The sequence below is a fragment of the Lysobacter auxotrophicus genome (assembly GCF_027924565.1).
GTDB classification, from domain to species: Bacteria; Pseudomonadota; Gammaproteobacteria; order Xanthomonadales; family Xanthomonadaceae; genus Lysobacter_J; species Lysobacter_J auxotrophicus.
Map to the genome: position 1 here is coordinate 962,285 of NZ_AP027041.1, position 21,877 is coordinate 984,161.

At 68.4% G+C, this 21,877-nt stretch carries 24 protein-coding genes and 1 pseudogene; 18 read left to right on the forward strand and 7 right to left on the reverse strand.

The window, feature by feature from the left end; all coding sequences use genetic code 11:
* The first annotated feature begins 40 nt into the window (after positions 1–40).
* From nudE to LA521A_RS04270, 4 genes are all read left to right on the forward strand, one after another.
* Complete coding sequence (gene nudE, locus LA521A_RS04255) at positions 41–592, forward strand: ADP compounds hydrolase NudE (protein ID WP_281781120.1); 552 nt, start codon at positions 41–43, stop codon at positions 590–592.
* Positions 589–1,404, forward strand: coding sequence for a 3'(2'),5'-bisphosphate nucleotidase CysQ (gene cysQ / locus LA521A_RS04260; protein WP_425494564.1), 816 nt, complete (start codon positions 589–591; stop codon positions 1,402–1,404). Before nudE ends, cysQ begins: the two co-directional genes overlap by 4 nt.
* A gap of 210 nt (positions 1,405–1,614) precedes the next feature.
* Positions 1,615–2,436, forward strand: coding sequence for a nucleoside triphosphate pyrophosphohydrolase (mazG, locus tag LA521A_RS04265; protein WP_281781121.1), 822 nt, complete (start codon positions 1,615–1,617; stop codon positions 2,434–2,436).
* 22 nt (positions 2,437–2,458) lie between these two features.
* Positions 2,459–2,761: an Mpo1-like protein gene (locus LA521A_RS04270; RefSeq protein ID WP_281781122.1), complete on the forward strand. Its 303-nt coding sequence runs from the start codon at positions 2,459–2,461 to the stop codon at positions 2,759–2,761.
* A gap of 510 nt (positions 2,762–3,271) precedes the next feature.
* Here the strand turns inward: LA521A_RS04270 and LA521A_RS04275 are convergent.
* On the reverse strand, positions 3,272–3,613 hold the full coding sequence (locus LA521A_RS04275) for a DMT family protein (protein WP_281781123.1): 342 nt from the start codon (positions 3,611–3,613) through the stop codon (positions 3,272–3,274).
* Between the two features lie 106 nt (positions 3,614–3,719).
* On the opposite strand from LA521A_RS04275, the gene LA521A_RS04280 reads away from it, so the two are divergent.
* From LA521A_RS04280 to LA521A_RS04305, 6 genes are all read left to right on the forward strand, one after another.
* Positions 3,720–4,436 carry a response regulator transcription factor gene (locus LA521A_RS04280; RefSeq protein WP_115843669.1) on the forward strand — a complete coding sequence of 239 codons (717 nt, stop codon included), beginning with the start codon at positions 3,720–3,722 and terminating at the stop codon, positions 4,434–4,436.
* Positions 4,437–4,445: 9 nt separating this feature from the next.
* On the forward strand, positions 4,446–5,723 hold the full coding sequence (locus LA521A_RS04285; RefSeq protein ID WP_281781124.1) for a sensor histidine kinase: 1,278 nt from the start codon (positions 4,446–4,448) through the stop codon (positions 5,721–5,723).
* A 245-nt stretch (positions 5,724–5,968) separates the two neighbouring features.
* Positions 5,969–7,525 (forward strand): efflux RND transporter periplasmic adaptor subunit, encoded by a 1,557-nt coding sequence (locus LA521A_RS04290; RefSeq protein WP_281781125.1) that lies wholly within the window; start codon positions 5,969–5,971, stop codon positions 7,523–7,525.
* On the forward strand, positions 7,522–8,235 hold the full coding sequence (locus LA521A_RS04295; RefSeq protein ID WP_281781126.1) for an ABC transporter ATP-binding protein: 714 nt from the start codon (positions 7,522–7,524) through the stop codon (positions 8,233–8,235). Before LA521A_RS04290 ends, LA521A_RS04295 begins: the two co-directional genes overlap by 4 nt.
* Positions 8,232–9,473, forward strand: coding sequence for an ABC transporter permease (locus tag LA521A_RS04300; RefSeq protein WP_281781127.1), 1,242 nt, complete (start codon positions 8,232–8,234; stop codon positions 9,471–9,473). Before LA521A_RS04295 ends, LA521A_RS04300 begins: the two co-directional genes overlap by 4 nt.
* 293 nt (positions 9,474–9,766) lie before the next feature.
* Positions 9,767–10,795: an isoaspartyl peptidase/L-asparaginase family protein gene (locus LA521A_RS04305; protein WP_281781128.1), complete on the forward strand. Its 1,029-nt coding sequence runs from the start codon at positions 9,767–9,769 to the stop codon at positions 10,793–10,795.
* 201 nt (positions 10,796–10,996) lie between these two features.
* Here LA521A_RS04305 and LA521A_RS04310 read toward each other — a convergent pair whose 3' ends face one another.
* Together LA521A_RS04310 and LA521A_RS04315 are read right to left on the reverse strand one after the other, a co-directional pair.
* Positions 10,997–11,467, reverse strand: coding sequence for a VOC family protein (locus tag LA521A_RS04310; protein WP_281781129.1), 471 nt, complete (start codon positions 11,465–11,467; stop codon positions 10,997–10,999).
* Positions 11,468–11,540: 73 nt separating this feature from the next.
* Entirely contained in the window at positions 11,541–11,843 is a 303-nt protein-coding gene (locus tag LA521A_RS04315) for a putative quinol monooxygenase (RefSeq protein WP_281781130.1), read from the reverse strand.
* A 294-nt stretch (positions 11,844–12,137) separates the two neighbouring features.
* On the opposite strand from LA521A_RS04315, the gene LA521A_RS04320 reads away from it, so the two are divergent.
* The 8 genes and pseudogenes from LA521A_RS04320 to LA521A_RS04355 all read left to right on the forward strand — a co-directional run bounded on the left by LA521A_RS04320 (position 12,138) and on the right by LA521A_RS04355 (position 17,905).
* Entirely contained in the window at positions 12,138–12,518 is a 381-nt protein-coding gene (locus LA521A_RS04320; protein ID WP_281781131.1) for a diacylglycerol kinase, read from the forward strand.
* An 18-nt stretch (positions 12,519–12,536) separates the two neighbouring features.
* Positions 12,537–13,271 carry a TerC family protein gene (locus LA521A_RS04325; protein ID WP_281781132.1) on the forward strand — a complete coding sequence of 245 codons (735 nt, stop codon included), beginning with the start codon at positions 12,537–12,539 and terminating at the stop codon, positions 13,269–13,271.
* Positions 13,272–13,513: 242 nt separating this feature from the next.
* Positions 13,514–14,173, forward strand: coding sequence for a LemA family protein (locus tag LA521A_RS04330; protein ID WP_281781133.1), 660 nt, complete (start codon positions 13,514–13,516; stop codon positions 14,171–14,173).
* A 103-nt stretch (positions 14,174–14,276) separates the two neighbouring features.
* Positions 14,277–15,136: pseudogene (locus tag LA521A_RS04335) on the forward strand (TPM domain-containing protein).
* Positions 15,137–15,146: 10 nt separating this feature from the next.
* Positions 15,147–15,635, forward strand: coding sequence for a TPM domain-containing protein (locus LA521A_RS04340; RefSeq protein ID WP_281781134.1), 489 nt, complete (start codon positions 15,147–15,149; stop codon positions 15,633–15,635).
* A gap of 81 nt (positions 15,636–15,716) precedes the next feature.
* A complete protein-coding gene (lgt, locus tag LA521A_RS04345; RefSeq protein WP_281781135.1) occupies positions 15,717–16,598 on the forward strand; it encodes a prolipoprotein diacylglyceryl transferase in 882 nt (293 codons plus the stop codon).
* Positions 16,599–16,613: 15 nt separating this feature from the next.
* The gene (locus tag LA521A_RS04350; protein WP_281781136.1) at positions 16,614–17,408 is read left to right on the forward strand and encodes a thymidylate synthase; all 795 of its coding nucleotides are present in this window, start codon (positions 16,614–16,616) and stop codon (positions 17,406–17,408) included.
* A gap of 2 nt (positions 17,409–17,410) precedes the next feature.
* A complete protein-coding gene (locus LA521A_RS04355) occupies positions 17,411–17,905 on the forward strand; it encodes a dihydrofolate reductase (protein ID WP_281781137.1) in 495 nt (164 codons plus the stop codon).
* A gap of 664 nt (positions 17,906–18,569) precedes the next feature.
* Here the strand turns inward: LA521A_RS04355 and LA521A_RS04360 are convergent.
* From LA521A_RS04360 to pdxA, 4 genes are all read right to left on the reverse strand, one after another.
* On the reverse strand, positions 18,570–19,580 hold the full coding sequence (locus LA521A_RS04360) for a symmetrical bis(5'-nucleosyl)-tetraphosphatase (protein ID WP_281781138.1): 1,011 nt from the start codon (positions 19,578–19,580) through the stop codon (positions 18,570–18,572).
* Positions 19,581–19,590: 10 nt separating this feature from the next.
* Positions 19,591–19,974 carry a Co2+/Mg2+ efflux facilitator ApaG/CorD gene (gene apaG / locus LA521A_RS04365; protein ID WP_281781139.1) on the reverse strand — a complete coding sequence of 128 codons (384 nt, stop codon included), beginning with the start codon at positions 19,972–19,974 and terminating at the stop codon, positions 19,591–19,593.
* Positions 19,975–20,046: 72 nt separating this feature from the next.
* Positions 20,047–20,871: a 16S rRNA (adenine(1518)-N(6)/adenine(1519)-N(6))-dimethyltransferase RsmA gene (gene rsmA, locus LA521A_RS04370; RefSeq protein ID WP_281781140.1), complete on the reverse strand. Its 825-nt coding sequence runs from the start codon at positions 20,869–20,871 to the stop codon at positions 20,047–20,049.
* A gap of 7 nt (positions 20,872–20,878) precedes the next feature.
* Complete coding sequence (gene pdxA, locus LA521A_RS04375) at positions 20,879–21,871, reverse strand: 4-hydroxythreonine-4-phosphate dehydrogenase PdxA (RefSeq protein ID WP_281781141.1); 993 nt, start codon at positions 21,869–21,871, stop codon at positions 20,879–20,881.
* Between the last annotated feature and the right edge of the window lie 6 nt (positions 21,872–21,877).

Consider the following 21,877-nt stretch of genomic DNA (forward strand, 5'->3'; position numbering starts at 1 on the left):
CCGCCGCGTGCGCCTGCGAGATGGCCTGTCCGGAGCCCGCATGTCGCGTCGCCTGCCCACGATCCACCGCATCACCGAACACGACGCCGGGCCGTACCGGCTCGAGCGCCTCGACCTGGAATTCGCCAACGGCGAGCGCCGCCACTACGAGCGCCTGCACGGGCGCGGACACGGCGCGGTCGTGGTCGTGCCGATGATCGATAAGGACACCGTGCTGCTCGTGCGCGAATACGCCGCCGGCGTGCACCGCTACGAACTCGGGCTGGTGAAGGGTCGCATCGACGCGGGCGAAACGCCGGAGCAGGCGGCCGACCGCGAGCTGAAGGAAGAAGCCGGCTACGGCGCGCGCGACGTGCATGTGCTGCGCGCGCTCACGCTCGCGCCCACGTACATGAGCCACCAGGCGCACCTGGTGATCGCGCGCGACCTGTACCCCGAACGCCTGCCCGGCGACGAGCCCGAAGAGCTGGAAGTGGTGCCGTGGAAGCTCGACGCGCTGCACGAGCTGATCCTTCGCGAGGATTTCTCCGAAGGCCGCAGCATCGCCGCCCTGTTCATCGCCCGCGAGTGGCTGAGGATGCAAACCCGATGATGTCGTCCGCCTTTCCCGACGCCGCGACGCGCGAGGACGTCATCGCGCTGGCGCACGATGCCGCCGCCGCGATCCTGGGCATCTACGACAGCGAATTCGCCGTGCAGCACAAGGACGACGATTCGCCGCTGACCGCGGCGGACCTCGCCGCGCACCGCTGCATCGTCGACGGACTGGCGCGGATCACGCCGGACATCCCCGTGTTGTCGGAGGAATCCGCACACGAGGTGCCCACTGCGATGCGCCGGCAGTGGTCGCGGCTGTGGCTGGTCGATCCGCTCGACGGCACGCGCGAGTTCGTCAAGCGCAACGGCGAGTTCACGGTGAACATCGCGTTGATCGTCGACGGCGTGGCCGTGTGGGGCGTCGTGCAGGCGCCGGTGACGGGCGAGTGCTGGCACGGCGGCGCGGCGTTCGGCGCGTTCCTGCGCGTGGGCTCGCGCGATAGCGCACTGCGCGTGCGCGCGCCGGCGACCGCGCCGCTGCGCGTGGCCGCAAGCCGTTCGCATCGCGATGGCCGCACGCAGGCGTTCATCGACCGCATGGGCGAGACGCAGCCGCTCGGGCTCGGCTCGTCGCTGAAGTTCTGCAAGCTCGCCGAGGGCACGCTCGATGTGTACCCGCGCTTCGGTCCGACCAGCGAATGGGACACGGCCGCCGGCCAGTGCGTGCTCGAAGGTGCGGGCGGTGCGGTGCTCGACCCGCAGGGGCGCCCGTTCCGCTACAACCAGCGTGAACGCATCCTCAACGGCGATTTCATCGGCTTGGGCGACGTGTCACTGCCGTGGCGGGAGTGGCTGGGCGAGGCATGACGCGTGAGAGCGGTCGATCCTGGGCCGTCATCCCCGCGAAGGCCGGGACCCAGGCTCGCAAAGTTCGACGATCGCGATGCTCTGTTGCGGAAGGCCAGACAGCCTGGGTCCCGGCCCTCGCCGGGATGACGGTAAACAGGGCTGACAGTCGACAGGCGTGACGACGGCCAACACTTGACCGCTGACGAAATCATCTTCGGAAACGAACACATGCAAAACCCCCACGACATCCAGCGCCTGCTCGACATCATGTCGCGCCTGCGCGATCCGAACGGCGGTTGCCCGTGGGATCTGGAACAGGACTTCTCGACCATCGCGCCGTACACGATCGAAGAGGCCTACGAAGTCGCCGACGCGATCGACCGCAACGACCTGTCCGACCTGAAGGACGAGCTCGGCGACCTGCTGCTGCAGGTGGTCTTCCATGCGCAGATGGCGTCGGAGCAGGGCGCGTTCGCGTTCGGCGACGTGGTCGCTGCGATCTGCGACAAGATGGTGCGTCGCCATCCGCACGTCTTCGCCGATGCGTCCGTGGAAGACGCCGAGGCGCAGACCATCGCGTGGGAGGAAACCAAGCGCCGCGAGCGCGAGGCGAACGGGCACGAAGACCGTTCCGCGCTCGCCGGTATCGCGCGCGGGCTGCCCGAGTGGCAGCGCGCCACGAAGCTGCAGAAACGCGCCGCGCGCGTCGGCTTCGACTGGCCCGACGTGACGCCCGTGTTCGCCAAGTTGCACGAGGAAATCGACGAGGTGCGCGCGGAGTTCGCCGCACTCGACGCGAACCCGGGCGATGCGGCCGCGCGCGATCGGCTGGAGGACGAGATCGGCGACGTGCTGTTCGTCTGCGCGAATCTCGCGCGTCATGCGCAGGTGGATGTCGGCGCCGCGATGCGCCGGGCGAACCTCAAGTTCGAACGGCGTTTCCGCGCGATGGAAGCGCTCGCGCAGGCCGACGGAACCTCGCTTGCCGACCTGCCGCTGCAGGCGCAGGATCGCCTCTGGAATCGCGCCAAGGCCGACGAAAAGGCCTGAGCGCCCGACACCGGAGGATGACATGCCGCGCTTTGCCAGCTTCCGCGAGTTCTACCCGTTCTACCTGAGCGAACACAGCCACCGCACCAGTCGGCGCCTGCATTTCATCGGCAGTTGCGGCGTGCTGGTGCTGGTCGCGTTGGCGATCGTGCTGGGCAACGCGTGGTGGCTGCTGGCCGCGCTGGTTTGCGGTTACGGGTTCGCGTGGGTGGGGCACTTCTTCTTCGAGAAGAACCGGCCGGCGACGTTCAAGCACCCGCTCTATTCGTTCGTCGGCGACTGGGTGATGTTCAAGGACATCCTCAGCGGAAAGATCCGGTTCTAGCTGCCGCTTCGGCCGCGCTCGCAATGCTTCTGGCTTCTGGCTTGTGTCGCCCGTGCAAGCAAAGCGCACCCGCGGGCTGTCACGCCCACCCGGGTGCGCTTCGCTTACCCGGGCTACAAGAGCGGGGCGCGATGCAGCCGCATGAACATCAAGATGGGCTCCGGCTTTCGCTGGAATGACGGGGGCGATCGGATCGGTTGATGGCCTGGGTCCCGGCTTTCGCCGGGATGACGTTCGCGAAGGTGATCGCTACCGCGAACGCGCCCGCTACAGGAAGACCAGCTTTTGTAGCCCGGGTAAGCGAAGCGCACCCGGGAGCTGTCACGCCACCCCGGGTGCGCTTTGCTTACCCGGGCTACAAGAGCGGGCGCGATGCAGCCGCATGAACATCAAGATGGGTTCCAGCTTTCGCTGGAATGACGGGGACGATCGGATCGGTTGATGGCCTGGTCCCGGCTTTCGCCGGGATGACGGTGCAAAAAAATGATGGCGCGAACGACGCGACCCGCGTCACTCCAGGAAGATCAACCACGCCGCCACGGCGATCAGCGCGAAGCCCGCCCAGTGGTTCCACTTCAGCGGCTGGCCCAGGTACCACGCGGAGAAGCCCGCGAAGACCAGTAGCGTGATCACCTCCTGCATGCCCTTGAGCTGGGGCGCCGAGTAGACTGAGCTGCCCATGCGGTTGGCCGGCACCATCAGGCAGTACTCGAAGAACGCGATGCCCCAGCTGGCGAAGATCGCCACCATCAGCGGCGCGGATTTGTACTTGAGGTGGCCGTACCAGGCGAAGGTCATGAAGACGTTCGAGCCCAGCAGCAGGGCGATGGGAAGGATGCGTTCCAGGGGCATGGGAAGGATTCGCTAGGGTTTCGTTCAGGTTCTGTGGTGGGCCTTCACGGCCTCTCCACCCGCGGCCCGGCAGCCTTCACAAAGCTGAAGCGTCGGGAGGTTTTGCATGCAGGGTACCGGAACACGGGATGGCGGCCTGGTCCTCATTGTCGAGGACAACCGCAACATCTCAGAGATGGTCGGTGAATACCTCGAGGGCCGTGGCTTCGAGGTCGACTACGCGAGCGACGGCCTCGACGGCTATCGGCTGGCGACGGAAAACAACTACGACGTCATCGTGCTGGACCTGATGCTCCCGCGCATGGACGGCGTGGAGCTGTGCAAGAAGCTGCGCGAGGAAGCGCGCAAGTCGACGCCGGTGCTCATGCTCACCGCGCGCGACACGCTCGACGAGAAGCTTACCGGCCTGGGCGCCGGCGCCGACGACTACCTCACCAAGCCGTTCGCGATCCAGGAGCTGGAAGCGCGCCTGCGCGCGTTGATCCGTCGCGAACGTCGCCAGGTCGGCGGGGAAGTGCTGAAGGTCGCCGACCTCGTACTCGATCCGGCCAGCCTGCGCGTCACGCGTGGCGGCAGCGAGCTGCAGCTCTCGCCCATCGGCCTGCGCCTGCTGACGATCCTCATGCGCGAATCGCCGCGCGTGGTCAGCCGGCAGGAAATCGAGCGCGAGATCTGGGGCAACGGCCTGCCGGATTCGGACACGCTGCGCAGCCATCTGTACAACCTGCGCAAGACCATCGACAAGCCTTTCGACAAGCAGCTGCTGCACACGGTGCAGAGCGCGGGCTATCGCGTGGCCGACATCTCGCAGCCGCCCGAGTAACGGCAGCACATGGCGCACGGACTTCCGCGCAGGATCAAACTCGCGTTCATCACGCAGGCGTTGATCGGCAGCATCGTGATCACGGTGGGCATCCTGCTCACCGGCATCATCGTGCGCCAGAAAGTCGTCGAGCAACGCGTGGCGCAGGAGGCGGAGGCGTTCTGGCACGCCTACGCCGAAGACCCCTCGCACCGCTTGCCGGGGAGCTCGACGATGTCGAGCTACCTCGTGGTGCCGGGCAACCTGCAGGCGCCGCTTCCGGCGGAACTGCGCACGGTGACCGGCAGCGGCGTGCAGCGGCTGCCCGACAGCGGACGGCTGGTGTACATCGACCGGCGCCCGCAGGGCACGCTGTACATCATCTTTTCCGCCTGGCTCGCCGATCAGTCGGTGCTGCTGACCGGACTGGTGTCGCTGATCCTGTCGCTGGTCACCAGCGGCGTGCTGATCTGGATGACGTACCGCACCTCCAAGCGCATGGTCACGCCGGTGAGCTGGCTGGCGAACCAGGTCGCGCACTGGGACCCGCGCGATCCCGACGCGAGTGCCATCGCTTCGGCGCATCTGCCGGCCGAAGCCGGGGACGAGGTGCGCAAGTTGTCGCGTGCACTCACCGGCCTGTCGCAGCGCGTGGGCGATTTCGTGCAGCGCGAACGCAACTTCACCCGCGATGCGAGCCACGAGCTGCGCACGCCGCTCACCGTGATCCGCGTCGCGACCGACCTGATGCTGGCCGACACCGAGAACAGCTCGCGCACGCGGCGTTCGCTCTCGCGCATCCAGCAGGCCGGGCGCGACATGGAAGCGGTGATCGAGGCGTTCCTGATCCTCGCGCGCGAGGCCGACGTGGCGCCGCAGAGCGAGGAGTTCGAGGTGCGCGACATCGTCACCGCCGAAGTCGAACGCATCCGCCCGCTGCTGGGCGACCGCCCCGTCACCGTGAGCCTGCACGACGAAGGCGCGCCGCGCCTGGTCGCGCCGCCGCACGTGCTGCGGGTCATGGTCGGCAACCTGCTCGGCAACGCGGCGCGGTTTACCGAATCGGGCGAGATCGAGGTGCGGCTGATGCCCGATCGCGTCGTCATCCGCGACAGCGGCATCGGCATGTCGCCGGAAATCCTGGCCAAGGCGTTCGACCCGTTCTTCCGCGCGGATTCCGCCGACAGCGACGGCAAGGGCATGGGCCTGTCGATCGTGCGCCGCCTCGGCGAACGCTTCGGCTGGCCGGTGAGTCTGGCGAGCGCGCCGGGGCAGGGCACGACGGCGGTGATCCGCTTCGCGCGGTGATGCTGAGCCCCTCTCCCCCGGGGAGAGGGTTCGGGTGAGGGGCGGGGCGTGCGATGCGATGAGTTGCAGGTGGCTCGCTCGCGAGGAAGTTCGCCCTGACGCCCACGCCAGTGGCGCGCAAGCGGTCCCTTTTCACCCGTGCGAGCGGGGGAGGGAGAATGGACGCCTGAACGATTCCGCCGCCCCGTTGTCAACGCACACGACGCTGGTGCGTTCGCGCCGGCATAACCCTTCGATCGAGCCCCATGAGCGCAGCCCGCCCGTCGTCCCGCAATGCACGCAAGCCCACGCCGTGGATCCGCCACGGTATCGTCGCCGCGGTCGCGATCGCGCTGATCGCCGGCGGCGTGTACTTCTATCGCAAGCGCGGCGCGGACGCCGCCGAGGGCGCGTTCCGCACCGTGCAGGTCGAGCGCGGCGACATCCGCGTGGCGATCTCCTCCACCGGCACGCTCAGCGCGATTTCCACCGTTACCGTCGGCAGCCAGATTTCCGGCCAGGTGACCGACGTGCTGGTCGACTTCAACGACCCGGTGACCAGGGGCCAGGTCATCGCGCGCATCGATCCGAAGACCTACGAGGCGCAGATCGCGCAGGGCAACGCGCAGATCGCCAGCGCGCGCGCATCGCTGAGCCAGGCGCAGGCGACGCTGCTCAACGCGCAGCTCGATTACCAGCGCAAGAGCGACCTCGGCGCGCGTCAGCTCGTCGCGCGCAGCGATGTCGACCTCGCCAAGGCGGCGCTCGACCAGGCGCGTGCGCAGGTCAACGCGGCGCAGGCGTCGATCCGCCAGCAGACCGCGTCCACGCAGACCACGCAGGTGAACCTGGAACGCACCGTGATCCGCTCGCCGGTCGACGGCGTGGTGCTCACGCGCAGCATCGAACCCGGCCAGACCGTCGCGGCGAGCCTGCAGGCGCCGGAGCTGTTCACCATCGCCGAAGACCTGGCGAAGATGAAGATCGAACTGGCGGTGGATGAAGCCGACATCGGCCAGGTGCGCACCGGGCAAAACGTGTCGTTCACCGTCGATGCGTTTCCGGACCGCCAGTTCCGCGGCACGGTCGAACAGGTGCGTCTGTCGGCGACCACCACCAACAACGTGGTGACGTACCCGGTCGTCGTCACCGTCGACAACAGCGACGGCACGCTGCTGCCGGGCCTCACGGTCAACGCGGAAATCGAGGTCAGCAAGCGCGAGGACGTGCTGAAGATCTCCAACGCCGCGCTGCGCTACAAGCCGGCGGACGACGCGCAGAGCGCGACCGCGGGCGCGTCGCCGGGCGCCGGTGGCCCGCGCGGCGGCACGGGCATGCTTGACGATCTGGCGCGCACCGCCGCGTCGATGAAGTTGAACGCCAACCAGCAGGCCGCCTTCGACACCGCCGCCGAGGCCATACGTGCACGGCAGGCGGCGCGACAGCAGCAGGCCACGCAATCCGGCGGCGGCAATCGCCTCTTCGGCGGTGGTGGTGGCGGCGGGCGTGGCCCGGTGATGGTGGGCGGCGCGGGCGCCGGCAACCTGCAGGCGCAGATGCGCCAGCGCATGACCGATCGCTTCAAGGAAGACTTCGCCGCCTTCCGCGCCACGCTCGACGACGCGCAGAAGAAGCAGTGGGACGCCGCCATAGCGAACCTCGTCAACGCCAAGCGCGTGCAGGTCTACAAGCTCGTCGACGGCAAGCCGCAGCCGGTGATGGTGCGCCTGGGCGCGAGCGACGGCACCGACACGGAAATCTCCGGCGGTGGCCTGCAGGCGGGCGATGCGATCGTGACCGGCGAACGGGCCGCACGCGAATGAGCACGGCCCCGCGCGAACGGCCGGACGTGCCGGTGATCCTCACCCGCGCGTTGAGCAAGACCTATGCGGCGCACACCGAGGCCGAGGTGCAGGCGCTGCGCGGTGTCGACCTGCGCATCGATCGCGGCGAGTTCGTCGCGATCATGGGGCCGTCGGGCTCGGGCAAGTCGACGCTGATGAACCTGATCGGCTGCCTCGACACGCCCACGGCCGGCGTCTACGAATGCGATGGCGTCGACGTCGCCACGCTGGATGCCGAGGAACTGGCGGCATTGCGTCGCGACAAGATCGGCTTCGTCTTCCAGGGCTTCAACCTGCTGCCGCGCATGAGCGCGCTGGATAACGTCGCAATGCCGCTGAGTTACGCGCGCGTGCCGCCGCACGAGCGCCTGGAACGTGCGCGCGAAGCGCTGGTGTCGGTGGGCCTGGGCGAACGCGTCGGCCACAAACCCAGCGAGCTTTCCGGCGGGCAGCAGCAGCGCGTGGCGATCGCGCGCGCGCTCATCAACCGTCCGCCGATCCTGCTTGCCGACGAACCGACTGGCGCGCTCGACAGCCGCACCGGCGAGGAGATCCTCGCGCTGTTCAAGCGCCTGCGCGACGACGACCACACCGTGGTGCTGATCACGCACGATGCCGACGTCGCGGCGCACGCCGACCGCACCTACGTCATGCGCGACGGCGAGCTGCATCCGGAGGGCGCGGCATGAACTTCTCCGACATCCTGCGCACCGCGATCTACGCGCTGCGCGGCAACTGGATGCGCAGCGCGCTGACCTCGCTCGGCGTGATCATCGGCATCGCGGCGGTGATCGTGATGGTCTCGGTCGGCCAGGGCACGCAGCAGGAAATCGACAAGATGGTATCCGGCCTGGGCTCCCAGCGCCTGGACATCAGCCCCGGCGCGGGACGTGGGCCGGGCGGTGGCGGCGTGCGCATGAGTTCGTCGAGCTTCTTCACGCTCAACGAGGGCGACGTCGACGCGATCCGCAACGAGATCCCCGAAGTGCAGTACGTCGCCGGCGCGTTGCGCGGCAACACGCAGGTGGTCTACGCCGAGAACAACGCGTCGACGAGCTGGCAGGGCGTGCAGGCGGATTTCTTCGACATCAACGGCTGGACCATCGCCAACGGCGCGGGCTTCGACACGCAGGATTACACCAGCGCCGGCAAGTCGGTGATCATCGGCGAGACCGTGCGGCGCACGTTGTTCGGCGACGAAACCGGCGTCGGGCAGACGATCCGCCTGGGACGCGTCCCGTTCACCGTCGTGGGCACGCTCAACCCGAAGGGGCAGGGCGGCTTCGGCCAGGACCAGGACGACGTGGTGATGGTGCCGCTGGAAACCGCGCGCCGTCGCCTGCTGGGCGCGATGGGGTTGCCCTCCGGCGCGGTGATGCAGATCGCGCTGACGGTGGCCGACGCGAAGGACCTGTCCTACACGCAGGGCGAAGTCGAAGCGCTGCTGCGCCAGCGCCATCGCATCAAGCCGGGCGAGGAAGACGACTTCAACGTGCGCAACATCTCCGAGATCGTCGCCACGCGAACCGCGACGACGCGCCTGATGTCGCTGCTGCTCGGCGCGGTAGCGACGATCTCGCTGATCGTCGGCGGCATCGGGATCATGAACATCATGCTGGTGTCGGTGACCGAGCGCATCCGCGAGATCGGCCTGCGCATGGCGGTCGGCGCGGGGCCATCGGACGTGCGGCGACAGTTCCTCGCCGAGGCGATGCTGCTGTCGCTCGGCGGCGGCGTGCTGGGCATCGTGATCGGCATCGCCGGCGCGCTGGTGGTCGGACGCTTCAGCGACCTGCCGGTGGCGCTGAACGGCCAGGTGATCGCGCTGGCCGCGACGTTCTCGATCATGACCGGTCTCTTCTTCGGCTATTACCCGGCGCGAAAGGCATCGCAGCTGGATCCGATCGAGGCGTTGCGGCAGCAGTAAGGGCGCGGCATCCCGGCAAACGCCGCGCACGGGCACTCCGTGGGCGCCGGCCCACATCACCGTCATCCCCGCGTAGGCGGGGATCCAACGCCCCGTCGCGATCCCGTCTTCCGAAGGGCGGGACGCTCCACGCGGAACGACTGGGAGGACGACCAGGGGCGACGGGACGCGCGCCATTGGCGGGCGGACGGAGCGCCACGACAGACGCGAAGGCCCGAACGTCCGCCAGACTGCGACTCTGTCGCATGGGAAAAAGTCGCTATGCTCGGCCGAAGTCCCCATCCGGCCTTGCCATGCGTCTCGCGCTCCCGCTTGCTGTCCTGCTCGCCATGTCCTTCAACCTTCCCGCAGCCGAAGCGCCGGCCACCGGCAAGACCGCGCTGGTCATCCACGGCGGCGCCGGCTTCGTGCCGCTGCAGTCGATCACCCCCGGCGAGCGCAAGGCGTACCACGAAGCCCTGAACCGCGCGCTCGACGCCGGCAACGCCGTGCTCAGCCGCGGCGGCAGCGCGCTCGACGCCGTCACCGCGGCGGTCGTCGTGCTGGAAGACGCGCCGCAGTTCAACGCCGGCAAGGGCGCGGTGTTCAACGCGAAGGGCGGGCACGAACTCGACGCGGCGATCATGGAAGGCCACACGCGCCGCGCCGGCGCGATCGCCGGCGTCACGACGATCCGCAACCCGATCAAGCTCGCGCGCACCGTGATGGAGAAGAGCCCGCACGTGATGCTGGCCGGCGAGGGCGCCGAAGCGTTCGCCGACGAACATCCCGAAATCCAGCGCGTGCCCAACAGCTACTTCGACACCGACAAGCGCCGCGAGCAGCTGCAACGCGCGCAGGCGAAGGAAGCCAAGGAGGCCGCCTCCGGCAAGCGGCAGGCGTTCGACGGCACGCTCGATCCGCCGACGTACCTCGGCACGGTCGGCGCGGTCGCGCTGGATGCGCAGGGCCACATCGCCGCCGCGACCAGCACCGGCGGCATGACCAACAAGAAGTGGGGCCGCGTCGGCGATGCGCCGATCATCGGTGCCGGCACGTGGGCCGACGAGAATTGCGGCGTTTCCGGCACGGGCTGGGGCGAGTTCTACATCCGCAACGCCGTCGCGCACGACATCTGCGCGCGCGTGGCGTACCGCGGCGATTCGCTGGACGTCGCGGCGAACGACGTGGTCAACAAGATCGTGACCCAGGCCGGCGGCGACGGCGGCGCGATCGCGCTGGACCGCGACGGCAACATCGCGATGCCGTTCAACAGCGGCAGCATGTTCCGCGGCTGGATCAAGCCCGATGGCAGCCGGGGGACGGCGATCCACGAGGAGTAAGGGCGGGCCTGTCGCGGCGGCGAATGCCGGGGGCTCCCAAGCGTCTGGCCCAACGCACGTGTCATCGTCATTCCAGCGAACGCTGGAATCCATCTTGATCTTCGAATTGCGGCAACGCCTCGCAAGCGGGAGCGCATCCGCACGTCGCGACCCTCACCCAACCCCTCTCCCGCTTGCGGGAGAGGGGCTAGAAAGCGCGACCTACGCCGTCGCCTGCTGGTCCTGCCATTCCGCCATGCGGCGCTTGAGTTCCTCGGGCGATACGTCCTCGACGTGCGTGGCCAGGCTCCACTTGTGGCCGAACGGATCGACCACCGTGCCCATGCGATCGCCCCAGGGCTGGTCCTGCACGGGACGGTCGACCTTCGCGCCCCTGCGCACGGCCTTGTCGAACGCCGCGTCCACGTCCGGCACGTATACGACGAACGTCGCCGTCGCGCCGCCGCGATGCTTCGGCCCATAGGCGTCCATGTCGGGCCATTCGTCCGACAGCATCAGCATCGAGTTGCCGATGCGGATCTCGGCGTGGCCGATCTTGCCGCCCATCGGCAGGCGGTAGATCTCCTGCGCGCCGAGCGCATCGCGGTAGAAGTCCAGCGCAGCGCTGGCGTTGTCGACGACCAGGTACGGCGTGACGCTGTGATAACCCTCGGGAGTGGTGGGGACACTCATACGACCTCCATGGACGTGGGCGGCGCGGTTGCGCCTGTGGGGAAACTTCCGAAGACGAACGTGAAGCGGCCGCTCAATGCGGCAACTTGCTCGCGAGCAGGTCGACGCGGTCGATCTGGGGCGGACTGGCCAGCAGTTCGCCGGCGCGTTCCATCAGCGCGGCGGCGATCGGGCCGTCCAGATGCGCCTGGCGGGCGGCCTCGGTGTCGAAGGTGTCGTAGATGCCGAAGGACGTCGGACCGAAGCGCAGCGCGAACCAGGTCCGCGTGCCGGGTTCGGCCTCGGCCAGCGGCAGGGCGCCGCGCAGGAAGCGCTCGACTTCCTCTTCCTTGCCCGGTTTGGCCTCCAGGCGGGCGAGCAACGCGCAGCGGGACATGGCGCATCCTCCGGGCGGGTCGGTCAGGCTACGGCCCGGCCCGCTAAGGGGGCGCGAAAAACCTGCTACCGGCCCATGACAGGCGCCAAGCCCAACCAACGGCCCGGGTGGGTTCAGGGGTTTGTGGCAAAATCGGCCCCCTGCCGCGGCCCGTCCGCGACCTTTTCCTCCACGACCGCCTCCATGCCGATCGTCGATCCGCTCCATGCCGTGTGCGCGCCCGCCGGGATTCCCGGCCGCGTCCCCGTCGTGCGCGGGGCCGGTCGCGCCCGGCCGGCGGCCTGAGTCCAACGCATGGCCGACGAATTCGGACACCTTCCGCGCGGTCCGGCGCGGATCGCCAAAGCCACCCAGTGGTCGATGCAGGGCCTGCGTGCCGCCTGGCTGCACGAGTCCTCCTTCCGCCTGGAGGTGTACCTGTTCGTGATCCTCACCCCGTTGGGCTGGTGGCTCGGGCAGACGCCGGTGGAACGCGTGCTGCTGATCGGCTCGATGATGCTGGTGCTCAGCGTCGAGCTGCTCAACTCGGCGGTGGAGGCGGTGATCGAACGCTATGGCCCCGAATTCCACGAACTGGCCGGCCGCGCGAAGGACATGGGTTCTGCGGCGGTGTTCGTGGTGATGATGAACGTCTTGCTGACCTGGGGCGCGATCGTGCTGCCCCGGCTGCTCTGATCAGGTAGGAAATCGAAAGTGATCGAACTGCTGACCGACCCCCATGTGTGGCTCACCCTGGTGACGCTGAGCGCGATCGAGATCGTGCTGGGTATCGACAACCTCGTCTTCATCTCCATCGCGGTGAGCAAGCTGCCGTACGCGCAGCGCGAGAAGGCGCGCAAGTTCGGCATCGCGGTGGCGTGCATCACGCGAATCGCGCTGCTGCTCACGCTGGCGTGGCTGGCCGGGCTCACCAACGACCTGTTCAACGTGTTCGGCCAGGGCATCTCGGTGCGCGACCTGGTGCTGATCCTCGGCGGCGCGTTCCTGCTGGTGAAGGGTTCGATGGAGATCCGCGACCTCATCGTCGGCGAGTCCGAGGAAGAGGACATCCACACCAAGCCCAAGGCATCGTTCATGGGCGTGATCGCGCAGATCGCGGTCATCGACATCGTCTTCTCGCTCGACTCGGTGATCGCCGCGGTCGGCATGGCCAACCACACGCCGGTGATGGTCGCCGCGATCCTGCTCGCCGTGGCCGTGATGCTGCTGGCGTCCAAGCCGCTGGGCCAGTTCATCGACCACAACCCGACGATCAAGATGCTGGCGCTGGCCTTCATCGTGCTGGTCGGCGTGTATCTGGTCGCCGACGGTTTCGAGCTGCACATCCCGAAGGGCTACATCTACGGCGCGATGGCGTTCTCGGCGCTGGTGGAATGCCTCAACCTGTGGGCGAAGCGCCGCGCGCAGCGTCGCCTGCAGCCGGAGTGATGTTCCCGGCGTCGAGTCGATAGGAACGAGAACGCGCGGCGGTCATCGCTGCCCACGACGGCCTTCCTCGCGGAAGGCCGTTTTCGTTTCAGGCGTGCCTTCACTCGTTCCTCGTTCCTGTTCGCTCGTTCCCGCGTCCGGCTGCGTCGTAACGCGTTCGTAACGAGCTGTCCAAGACCCTCATTGCGTCTCGACCGCCCCGGTGCTGCAATGCCGGCCAATCGTCACCTCAGGAGTTCCCCATGGTCCGTCTGGTGCAAGCGTTCGTGCTGCTCGTGATGGTCGCCACGCTCAGCGGCTGCGGCTACAACACGATCCAGGAAAAGGACGAGGCGGCCAATGCCGCCTGGTCGGAAGTGCTCAACAACTACAAGCGCCGCGCGGATCTCGTGCCCAACCTGGTCGCGACCGTGAAGGGCTACGCCAGCCACGAGCAGCAGGTGCTCACGCAGGTGACCGAAGCGCGATCGCGCGTGGGCAGCATCAACGTCAACGCGAACGACCCGGCCTCGCTCGCGCAGTTCCAGCAGGCGCAGGGCGAACTGCAGAGCGCGATCGGCCGGCTGCTGGTGGTGAGCGAAAACTACCCGCAGCTCAAGGCGGACCAGAACTTCCTGCAGCTGCAGGCGCAGCTGGAAGGCACGGAAAACCGCATCACGGTCGCGCGCCAGCGCTTCATCCGCGCGGTGCAGGACTACAACACCACCATCCGCCGCTTCCCGGTGAACCTCACGGCGATGATGTTCGGCCACAAGGCGCGCCCGAACTTCACGGTGGAGAACGAGGCGCAGATCCAGGAAGCGCCGAAGGTCGACTTCGGTGCGCCGGCGCAGCCGCAGGCACCGCAGACGCCGCAAACCCCGCAGCCGCCGCAGCAGCAGCCGGCGCCGTCGAACGGTTGACCGGTCGTAGCCGGTGATGTCGATGCGCAGCCGCCTCGCGTCCTTCCCGCGCCTTCGCGGGGAGGGCGCGTCCTGGCGACGCGGGTTCGCCGCGATCGTGCTGATGCTCCTGTGCGCCATCGCGCAGGCGCAGGAGCTCGCGCCCGTTCCGCCGCTGGATTCGCCGGTGATCGACACCACCGGCACGCTCGATGCGGCGACGAAGCAGCAATTGCAGTCGCAGGCGCTGGCGCTGCAGCAGCGCAAGGGCAGCCAGCTTCAGGTGCTGATGGTGGCGACGACGGAGCCGGAGGACATCGCGCAATACGCCGTGCGCGCGTTCGAGCAGTGGAAGATCGGTCGCAAGGGTGTCGACGACGGCGTGTTGCTGGTGGTCGCCAAGAACGACCGGCGCGTGCGCATCGAAGTGGGTTACGGGCTGGAAGGCGCGATTCCCGATGCGACCTCGGCGCGCGTGATCCAGGAATACCTCGTGCCGAAATTCCGCAACGGCGACTTCGGCGGCGGCATCACCGACGCGACCGCCGCGCTGGTCAAGCTGATCGACGGCGAACCGCTGCCCGCGCCGATGGCCGACCACCGGTCGACGCGTGGAGAGGGCGGCGGAAGCGGCTGGCTGGTCGCGTTGTTCGTGGCGTTCGTCGTGGCGCAGGTGGTTCGCGGGATCTTCGGCCGCGCGCCGTCGCTCATCCGCGGCGTGCTGGGCGGCGCGGCCGCGGGCGGTGCCGCCTGGTTGCTGTCGTCGCTGCTCGTGGTGGGCGGCATCGGCGCCTTCATCGGTTCTTCTTCGGCCTCGCCTCGGCGCCAACCGGTCGCTACGCACGCGATCGCGGCTTCGGCGGTTGGGGCGGTGGCGGCTGGGGTGGCGGCGGTTTCGGTGGGGGTGGGGGCTTCGGCGGCGGTGGCGGCTGGGGTGGCGGCGGTGGCATGAGCGGAGGCGGTGGCGCCTCCGGCAGTTGGTGAGGCGCACGCGATGAGGCTCTTCAAGCACCTGTTCGCGCCATCGGCCAAGCGCCTGTTCCCCGGCGACAGCCTCAAGCGCATCACCGACGCGATCGCCGAGAGCGAGCGCCATCATTCCGGCGAGATCTGCTTCGCCGTCGAACCGGCGCTGCATCCGCGCGCCGTGATGTCGGGCGCGCAGGCCCGCGACCGCGCGCACGAGGCGTTCGCCCAGTTGCGCGTGTGGGACACCCACGCCAACAACGGCGTGCTCCTGTACCTGCTGCTGGCCGATCACCGGATCGAGATCGTCGCCGACCGCGGCTTCCAGGGCCGCGTGAGCGACGAGCAATGGCGCGGCGTGTGCCAACTGATCGAAGAGCGGCTTCGCGCCGGAGAGGCCGAAGCCGGCGTGCTGGCAGGCGTGGAGGCGCTCACGGCGATCCTCGTCGAGCATTTCCCGCGCGAGGAAGGCGCCCACGACGTCAACGAGTTGCCGGATCTGCCGTACGTGCTCTGACGTGCGGCTTCGGCGCGGCCCGGGCGATCCGCGGCGCGCCGGGCTGCGGCACAATACGGCGACGCCTTCCCGAGCCGCCGAATGACCGTCCTGCACCAGATCGACCCGATCGCCTTCCACCTCGGCCCGCTGCAGGTGCACTGGTACGGGATCATGTACCTGCTGGGCTTCGGCACGGCGTGGTGGCTGGGCCGCATGCGCGTGCGCGCCGGCCGGTTGCCGGGCGTCAACGAGCAGTCCTACGGCGACCTGCTGTTCTACGCGATGCTGGGCGTCGTGCTCGGCGGCCGGCTCGGCTACGTTTTCTTCTATTCCTTCAGCGACCTGCTGCGCGATCCGCTGATGCTCTTCCGCATCTGGGAAGGCGGCATGAGCTTCCACGGCGGGCTGATCGGCGTCGTGGCCGCGGCCTGGTGGTGGTCGTGGAAACACAAGCTGCACCTGATGGACACCGTCGATTTCCTCGCGCCGCTGGTGCCGCCGGGCCTGGGCTTCGGCCGGCTGGGGAACTACATCGGCGGCGAACTCTGGGGCAAGTACACGCAGGCCGGCTGGGGCGTGATTTTCCCGCGCGCCGAAGCGGAGCTGGCCGGCATGAGCCTGCCGCAGTTGCAGGCGCAGTTCGCGACCGGTGCGCTCGACCGTCTGGCACGCCATCCGTCGCAGCTCTACCAGGCCGCGCTGGAAGGCCTGACGATGTTCCTGCTGCTGTGGTGGTTCTCCAGCAAACCGCGTCCGCGCTATGCGGTGTCGGGCCTGTTCGCGCTGCTGTACGGCAGCTTCCGTTTCCTCGTCGAATTCGTCCGCGTGCCCGACGCGCAGATCGGCTACCTCGCGTTCGGCTGGCTGACGATGGGCCAGGTGCTGAGCCTGCCGCTGATCGCGCTGGGCCTGTTCTGGCTGTTCGTGTGGTCGCGCCGGCAGCCGACGCTGGAACCGCGGCCGTTCGTGCCCGTGAAGTAAGCCGGAGAGATCGCGATGAAGCAGTACCTCGACCTGCTGCGCCACGTGCTGGAGCACGGCGCCGACAAGTCCGACCGCACCGGCACCGGTACGCGCAGCGTGTTCGGGTGGCAGATGCGTTTCGATCTGTCCGAAGGCTTCCCGCTGGTCACCACGAAGAAGCTGCACCTGCGCTCGATCGTGCATGAACTGCTGTGGTTCCTGCAGGGCGAAACGAACATCGCGTACCTGAAGGACAACAAGGTCTCGATCTGGGACGAATGGGCCGACGCGCAGGGCGAACTCGGCCCGGTGTACGGCAAGCAGTGGCGCAGCTGGGCGGGCGCCGACGGCGTCGAGATCGACCAGATCCGCTGGGTCGTCGAGGAGATCAAGCGCAATCCCGATTCGCGGCGGCTGATCGTCAGTGCATGGAACGTCGCCGACCTGCCGCGCATGGCGCTGATGCCGTGCCACACGATGTTCCAGTTCTACGTCGCGAACGGAAAGCTGAGCTGCCAGCTGTACCAGCGCAGCGGCGACATTTTCCTCGGCGTGCCGTTCAACATCGCCAGTTACGCGCTGCTGACCCACATGGTCGCGCAGGTGTGCGGGCTGGGCGTCGGCGATTTCGTCCACACGCTGGGCGACGCGCACCTGTACTCCAACCACTTCGATCAGGCGCGCGAACAGCTCTCGCGCACGCCGCGCGCGCTGCCGCAGTTGCGCCTGAATCCGGACGTGAAGGACATCTTCGGCTTCGCCTTCGACGACATCGCCATCGAGCACTACGACCCGCTGCCGGCCATCAAGGCGCCGGTGGCGGTCTGACGATGAAGGTGAGCCTGATCGCCGCGCTCGATCGCCATAACGCGATCGGCCGCGACAATGATCTGCCGTGGCGCCTGCCGGACGATCTCAAGCGCTTCAAGGCGCTGACGCTTGGCAAGCCGGTGCTGATGGGGCGCAAGACCGCGCAGTCGCTCGGTCGTGCGCTGCCGGGCCGCCGAAACCTGGTGCTGACGCGTTCGGGTGCGGTGCCGTTCGACGGGATGCAGGCCGTGGGCTCGATCGACGATGCGCTGCGTATCGCGCAAGCCGATGACGCAGACGAGCTGTGCGTGATCGGCGGCGGCGAGGTGTACGTGCTGACGCTGCCGATCGCGACGCACCTGCTGCTGACGCATGTGGACACGCAGGTGGAGGGGGCTGAGGCGTTCTTCCCGGCATTCGACGCGTCGCAGTGGCGCGCGGTGGCACGCGAACGGCGCGAGGCGGACGCGAAGCACGCGTTCGCGTTCGAGTTCGTGGATTACGTGCGCGCTTAACTCGCCTGTACCGTCATCCCGGCGAAGGCCGGGATCCAGGCTGAAAGCGCATCGGCACGCGATGCCGCCGGCTCCACACTTCACCGTCATTCCAGCGAACGCTGGAAACCATTTTGCTTCGCGCGCGCATATGCGGACGCGTGTTCTGGAGCTCGAGCGGATTGCGCACCGCGAGTGCCAGCGTGCTCGCACGCCCCGACCCTCACCCCAACCCCTCTCCCGGTGGGAGAGGGGCTTTACGCCGTCATCCCGGCGAAGGCCGGGATCCAGGCTGAAAGCGCATCAGCGCGCGATGCCGCTGGCTCCACACTTCACCGTCATTCCAGCGAACGCTGGAAACCATTTTTGCTTCGCGCGCGCATACGCGGACGCGTGTTCTGGAGCGCGAGCGGATTGCGCACCGCGAGTGCCAGTGTGCTCGCACGCCCCGACCCTCACCCCAACCCCTCTCCCGGTGGGAGAGGGGCTTTACGCCGTCATCCCGGCGCAGGCCAAGACCAGGCTTAAAGCGCATCAGCACGCGATGCCGCCGGCTCCACACTTCACCGCCATCCCAGCGAAGGCCGGGATCCAGGCTGAAAGCGCATCAGCGCGCGATGCCGCCTCCACACTTCACCGTCATTCCAGCGGGCGCTGGAACTCCCTTCGGATTGCCGCAACCCGATCAGTCCCGATCGCGTTCAACAGAAGGGCCCGGGGCGGAAGCGGGCGCGTCGTTCCGCGGTCCCTGCTGTCCGTTGGCATGCGGCCGCCCGTGGTGGTGGCGGCGCGGCTGCCCGTTGTGGTTCGGACGTGGACGCTGCGCGCGCTTGTCGTCGCCGTGGTGCGGCGGGCGCGGACGCGGCGGCTGCGCAGGCACGTCGCGGCCCGCAACCTGCACGATACGCAGCTCGTCGGTATCCAGCTGCAACGCGGTGAGCTTGCCGCCCCAGACCGCGCCGGTGTCGATCGCGTGCACGCCGTGACCGATGAACAGCCCCAGCGTCGACCAGTGGCCGCACACGATCTTCAGGTCGCGCTCGGCGCGGCCCGGCACTTCGTACCAGGGATAGAGCCCGACCGGCTGCGTACCCGGCGCGCCCTTGTCCTCGAACGAGATCCGGCCGCGCGGCGTGCAATACCGCATGCGCGTGAACACATTGATGATCGCGCGATGGCGGTCGATGCCGGCGAGCTTGGGATGCCACGCGGGCTTGTCGCCGTACATGTTCTTGAGCAGACGACGGAACTGGTCGCCGTGCAGGCGCTCCTCGATCTCGCGCGCGAAGCGTTCGGCCATCTGCGTGGTCCACTGCGGCGCGAGCGCGGCGTGCACCATCATCCAGCCGAGCGAGCGGTCCACGTGCACCAGCTTCTGCAGGCGCAGCCAGTCCAGCAGCACGTCGCGATCCTCGGCCAGCACGATTCGCTGCAGGTCGGGATTGACCTTGCGCTGCTCGTCCTCGCGACGCTCGCCGATCGCCAGCAGCGAGAGGTCGTGGTTGCCGAGCACCACCACGCTGTGTTCGCGCAGCGAATGCACCAGGCGCAGGGTTTCCAGCGACTGCCCGCCGCGGTTGACGAGGTCCCCGCAGAACCACAGGCGATCGCGCGCCGGATCGAAGTTGATGCGCTCGAGCAGTCGCTGCGTCGCGTCGTAACAGCCCTGCAGGTCGCCGATGGCCCAGATGCTCATGGCGCGTCCGTCAGTGCAGCGTGCGGGGCACGGACAGGGTGAAGGCGGGGATCGGCGTCTCGAACGGCGTGCCGTCGTCGCCCACCATCGTGTAGGTGCCTTCCATCATGCCGTGCGTGGTCTCCAGCACCGCGCCGGAGGTGTATTCGAAATCGTCGCCGGGACGCAGCCACGGCTGTTCGCCCACGACGCCTTCGCCTTCGACTTCCTGCACCTTGCCGTTGCCGTCGGTGATCAGCCAATGGCGACGCGTCAGCCGCGCGGGCTCGCTGCCGTTGTTGCGGATGCTGATGGTGTAGGCGAACACGTAGCGGTCCTGCCCCGGCTCGGACTGGCTGTCGAGGTAGCGGGTCGCCACGGTGATGTCGAAGGAATAGTCGGTACTGCGGTTCATGCGGACAGTGTAGGGGCTGCGGTGCACGATAGGTCAACGCGTCGTGGAGACCGCGTGGCCGCGAACGTCACGTCACGCGTTGCGCTGTCGTGCGAGCGAGTTGGCCAGCCGCACGAAGTCGGCGACCTCGATCTGTTCGGCGCGCGCATCCGGGCGCACGCCCGCGGCTTCGATCGCGGCGGCGTCGCACTGGTTCGACAGCGCGTTGCGCAGCGTCTTGCGGCGCTGGCCGAAGGCGTCGCGCACTACGGCCGCATACAGCGCGTGGTCGTCGATGCCGATCGACTCGGGCGCGCGCGGCACCATCCGCACCACGGCCGAGTCCACTTTCGGCGGCGGGCGGAAGGCGCCCGGCGGGACGTCGAACAGCGCGGTGACATGGCAGTACGCCTGCAGCATCACCCCGAGGCGCCCGTACACCTTGCTGCCGGGCCCGGCGGCCATGCGATCGACGACTTCCTTCTGCAGCATGAAGTGCATGTCGCGGATCGCCGCCGCATGTTCCAGCGCATGGAACAGGATCGGCGAGGACAGGTTGTACGGCAGGTTGCCGACCAGGCGGATCTGTCCGCCCTCGTCGCCGGCGTTGCGCGCCAGCGCGGTGAAATCGACGGTGAGCACGTCGCGATGGATCACTTCCAGCGTGCCGTGCGCACGCGCGGCCTCGGTTAGCGGGAAGATGAGGTCGCGGTCGAACTCGATCACCGTCAGTTCCTTGTGGCGATCGAGCAGCGGGAAGGTGATCGCGCCCTGGCCGGGACCGATCTCGACGAGGCGATCGCCGGGTTTGGGGTCCACGGCGCGCACGATGTTGTCGATGATCCCGCGGTCGGTCAGGAAGTGCTGGCCGAGATGCTTCTTGGCGGGCTCGGTGAAATGGGGGCTGCGCGTGCTCATGCGGGCATCATGCCGGGGGCTGGCGGGTCGGGTTGCGGAGCTGTGCGATGCGAGCGCAGGTGTCGGCCGCGGCGAACAGGCTGGACGGATCGGCGGTGCCGCGGCCGGCCAGCTCCAACGCGGTGCCGTGATCGACCGCGACGCGCGGGTAGGGCAGGCCGAGGGTCAGGTTCACCGCGCGCTCGAACCCGCTGAACTTGAGCACCGGCAGCCCCTGGTCGTGGTACATCGCGACCACCGCATCGAAGCCGCGCAGCTTGGCCGGCAGGAACGCCGTATCGGCCGGAAGCGGCCCGACCAGGTGCATGCCGCCGTCGCGCAGTCGTGCCAGCAGCGGCTCGACGACCTCGATTTCCTCGTGCCCCAGATGCCCCGCCTCTCCGGCGTGCGGGTTGAGGCCGAGCACGGCGATCACCGGCTCGGCGATGCCGAAGTCGCGGCGGAGCGCGTCGTGCGTGATGCGCAGGGTGCGTTCCAGGGCTGGCGCGGTGATCGCGTCGGCGACCTCTCGCAACGGCAGGTGCGTGGTGACCAGCGCCACGCGTACCACGTCGTTGGCGAGCATCATCACCACGTCGCGGCCCGCCTGTTCTGCCAGCAGCTCCGTGGTGCCGGTATAGGCGATGCCGCCTTCGTTGATCACCGCCTTGTGTACGGGGCCGGTGACCACGCCATCGAAGCGGCCGTCGAGACATCCCTGCGCGGCCTCGCGAAGCGCGTCGATCACCGCTGCCGCGTTGCGCGGATCGGGTTGGCCGAATTCAGGGAGCGCCGCGTTCGGGATATCCACCAGCGCCAGCTCGCCGGGCCGCGTTGCCGCATCGTCCGGGCCCAGCAGGCGCAGCGGTAGCGAAACGGCCTGCGCCGCGGCGCGCAGGGTGCGCGCATCGGCGAAGGCCGTCAGGGCGTAATCGCGGGGTTGCTGCGCCAGACGGACGCAGAGTTCCGGACCGACTCCCGCCGGCTCGCCCGGCACCAGCGCGAGCCGAACTGGGGTCATGTCCGG

Coding starts and splice junctions, on each gene's coding strand:
- nudE (WP_281781120.1), top strand. CDS start 41: ATGTCGCGTCGCCTGCCCACGATCCACCGCATCACCGAACACGACGCC.
- cysQ (WP_425494564.1), top strand. CDS start 589: ATGATGTCGTCCGCCTTTCCCGACGCCGCGACGCGCGAGGACGTCATC.
- mazG (WP_281781121.1), top strand. CDS start 1,615: ATGCAAAACCCCCACGACATCCAGCGCCTGCTCGACATCATGTCGCGC.
- LA521A_RS04270 (WP_281781122.1), top strand. CDS start 2,459: ATGCCGCGCTTTGCCAGCTTCCGCGAGTTCTACCCGTTCTACCTGAGC.
- LA521A_RS04275 (WP_281781123.1), bottom strand. CDS start 3,613: ATGCCCCTGGAACGCATCCTTCCCATCGCCCTGCTGCTGGGCTCGAAC.
- LA521A_RS04280 (WP_115843669.1), top strand. CDS start 3,720: ATGCAGGGTACCGGAACACGGGATGGCGGCCTGGTCCTCATTGTCGAG.
- LA521A_RS04285 (WP_281781124.1), top strand. CDS start 4,446: ATGGCGCACGGACTTCCGCGCAGGATCAAACTCGCGTTCATCACGCAG.
- LA521A_RS04290 (WP_281781125.1), top strand. CDS start 5,969: ATGAGCGCAGCCCGCCCGTCGTCCCGCAATGCACGCAAGCCCACGCCG.
- LA521A_RS04295 (WP_281781126.1), top strand. CDS start 7,522: ATGAGCACGGCCCCGCGCGAACGGCCGGACGTGCCGGTGATCCTCACC.
- LA521A_RS04300 (WP_281781127.1), top strand. CDS start 8,232: ATGAACTTCTCCGACATCCTGCGCACCGCGATCTACGCGCTGCGCGGC.
- LA521A_RS04305 (WP_281781128.1), top strand. CDS start 9,767: ATGCGTCTCGCGCTCCCGCTTGCTGTCCTGCTCGCCATGTCCTTCAAC.
- LA521A_RS04310 (WP_281781129.1), bottom strand. CDS start 11,467: ATGAGTGTCCCCACCACTCCCGAGGGTTATCACAGCGTCACGCCGTAC.
- LA521A_RS04315 (WP_281781130.1), bottom strand. CDS start 11,843: ATGTCCCGCTGCGCGTTGCTCGCCCGCCTGGAGGCCAAACCGGGCAAG.
- LA521A_RS04320 (WP_281781131.1), top strand. CDS start 12,138: ATGGCCGACGAATTCGGACACCTTCCGCGCGGTCCGGCGCGGATCGCC.
- LA521A_RS04330 (WP_281781133.1), top strand. CDS start 13,514: ATGGTCCGTCTGGTGCAAGCGTTCGTGCTGCTCGTGATGGTCGCCACG.
- LA521A_RS04340 (WP_281781134.1), top strand. CDS start 15,147: ATGAGGCTCTTCAAGCACCTGTTCGCGCCATCGGCCAAGCGCCTGTTC.
- lgt (WP_281781135.1), top strand. CDS start 15,717: ATGACCGTCCTGCACCAGATCGACCCGATCGCCTTCCACCTCGGCCCG.
- LA521A_RS04350 (WP_281781136.1), top strand. CDS start 16,614: ATGAAGCAGTACCTCGACCTGCTGCGCCACGTGCTGGAGCACGGCGCC.
- LA521A_RS04355 (WP_281781137.1), top strand. CDS start 17,411: ATGAAGGTGAGCCTGATCGCCGCGCTCGATCGCCATAACGCGATCGGC.
- LA521A_RS04360 (WP_281781138.1), bottom strand. CDS start 19,580: ATGAGCATCTGGGCCATCGGCGACCTGCAGGGCTGTTACGACGCGACG.
- apaG (WP_281781139.1), bottom strand. CDS start 19,974: ATGAACCGCAGTACCGACTATTCCTTCGACATCACCGTGGCGACCCGC.
- rsmA (WP_281781140.1), bottom strand. CDS start 20,871: ATGAGCACGCGCAGCCCCCATTTCACCGAGCCCGCCAAGAAGCATCTC.
- pdxA (WP_281781141.1), bottom strand. CDS start 21,871: ATGACCCCAGTTCGGCTCGCGCTGGTGCCGGGCGAGCCGGCGGGAGTC.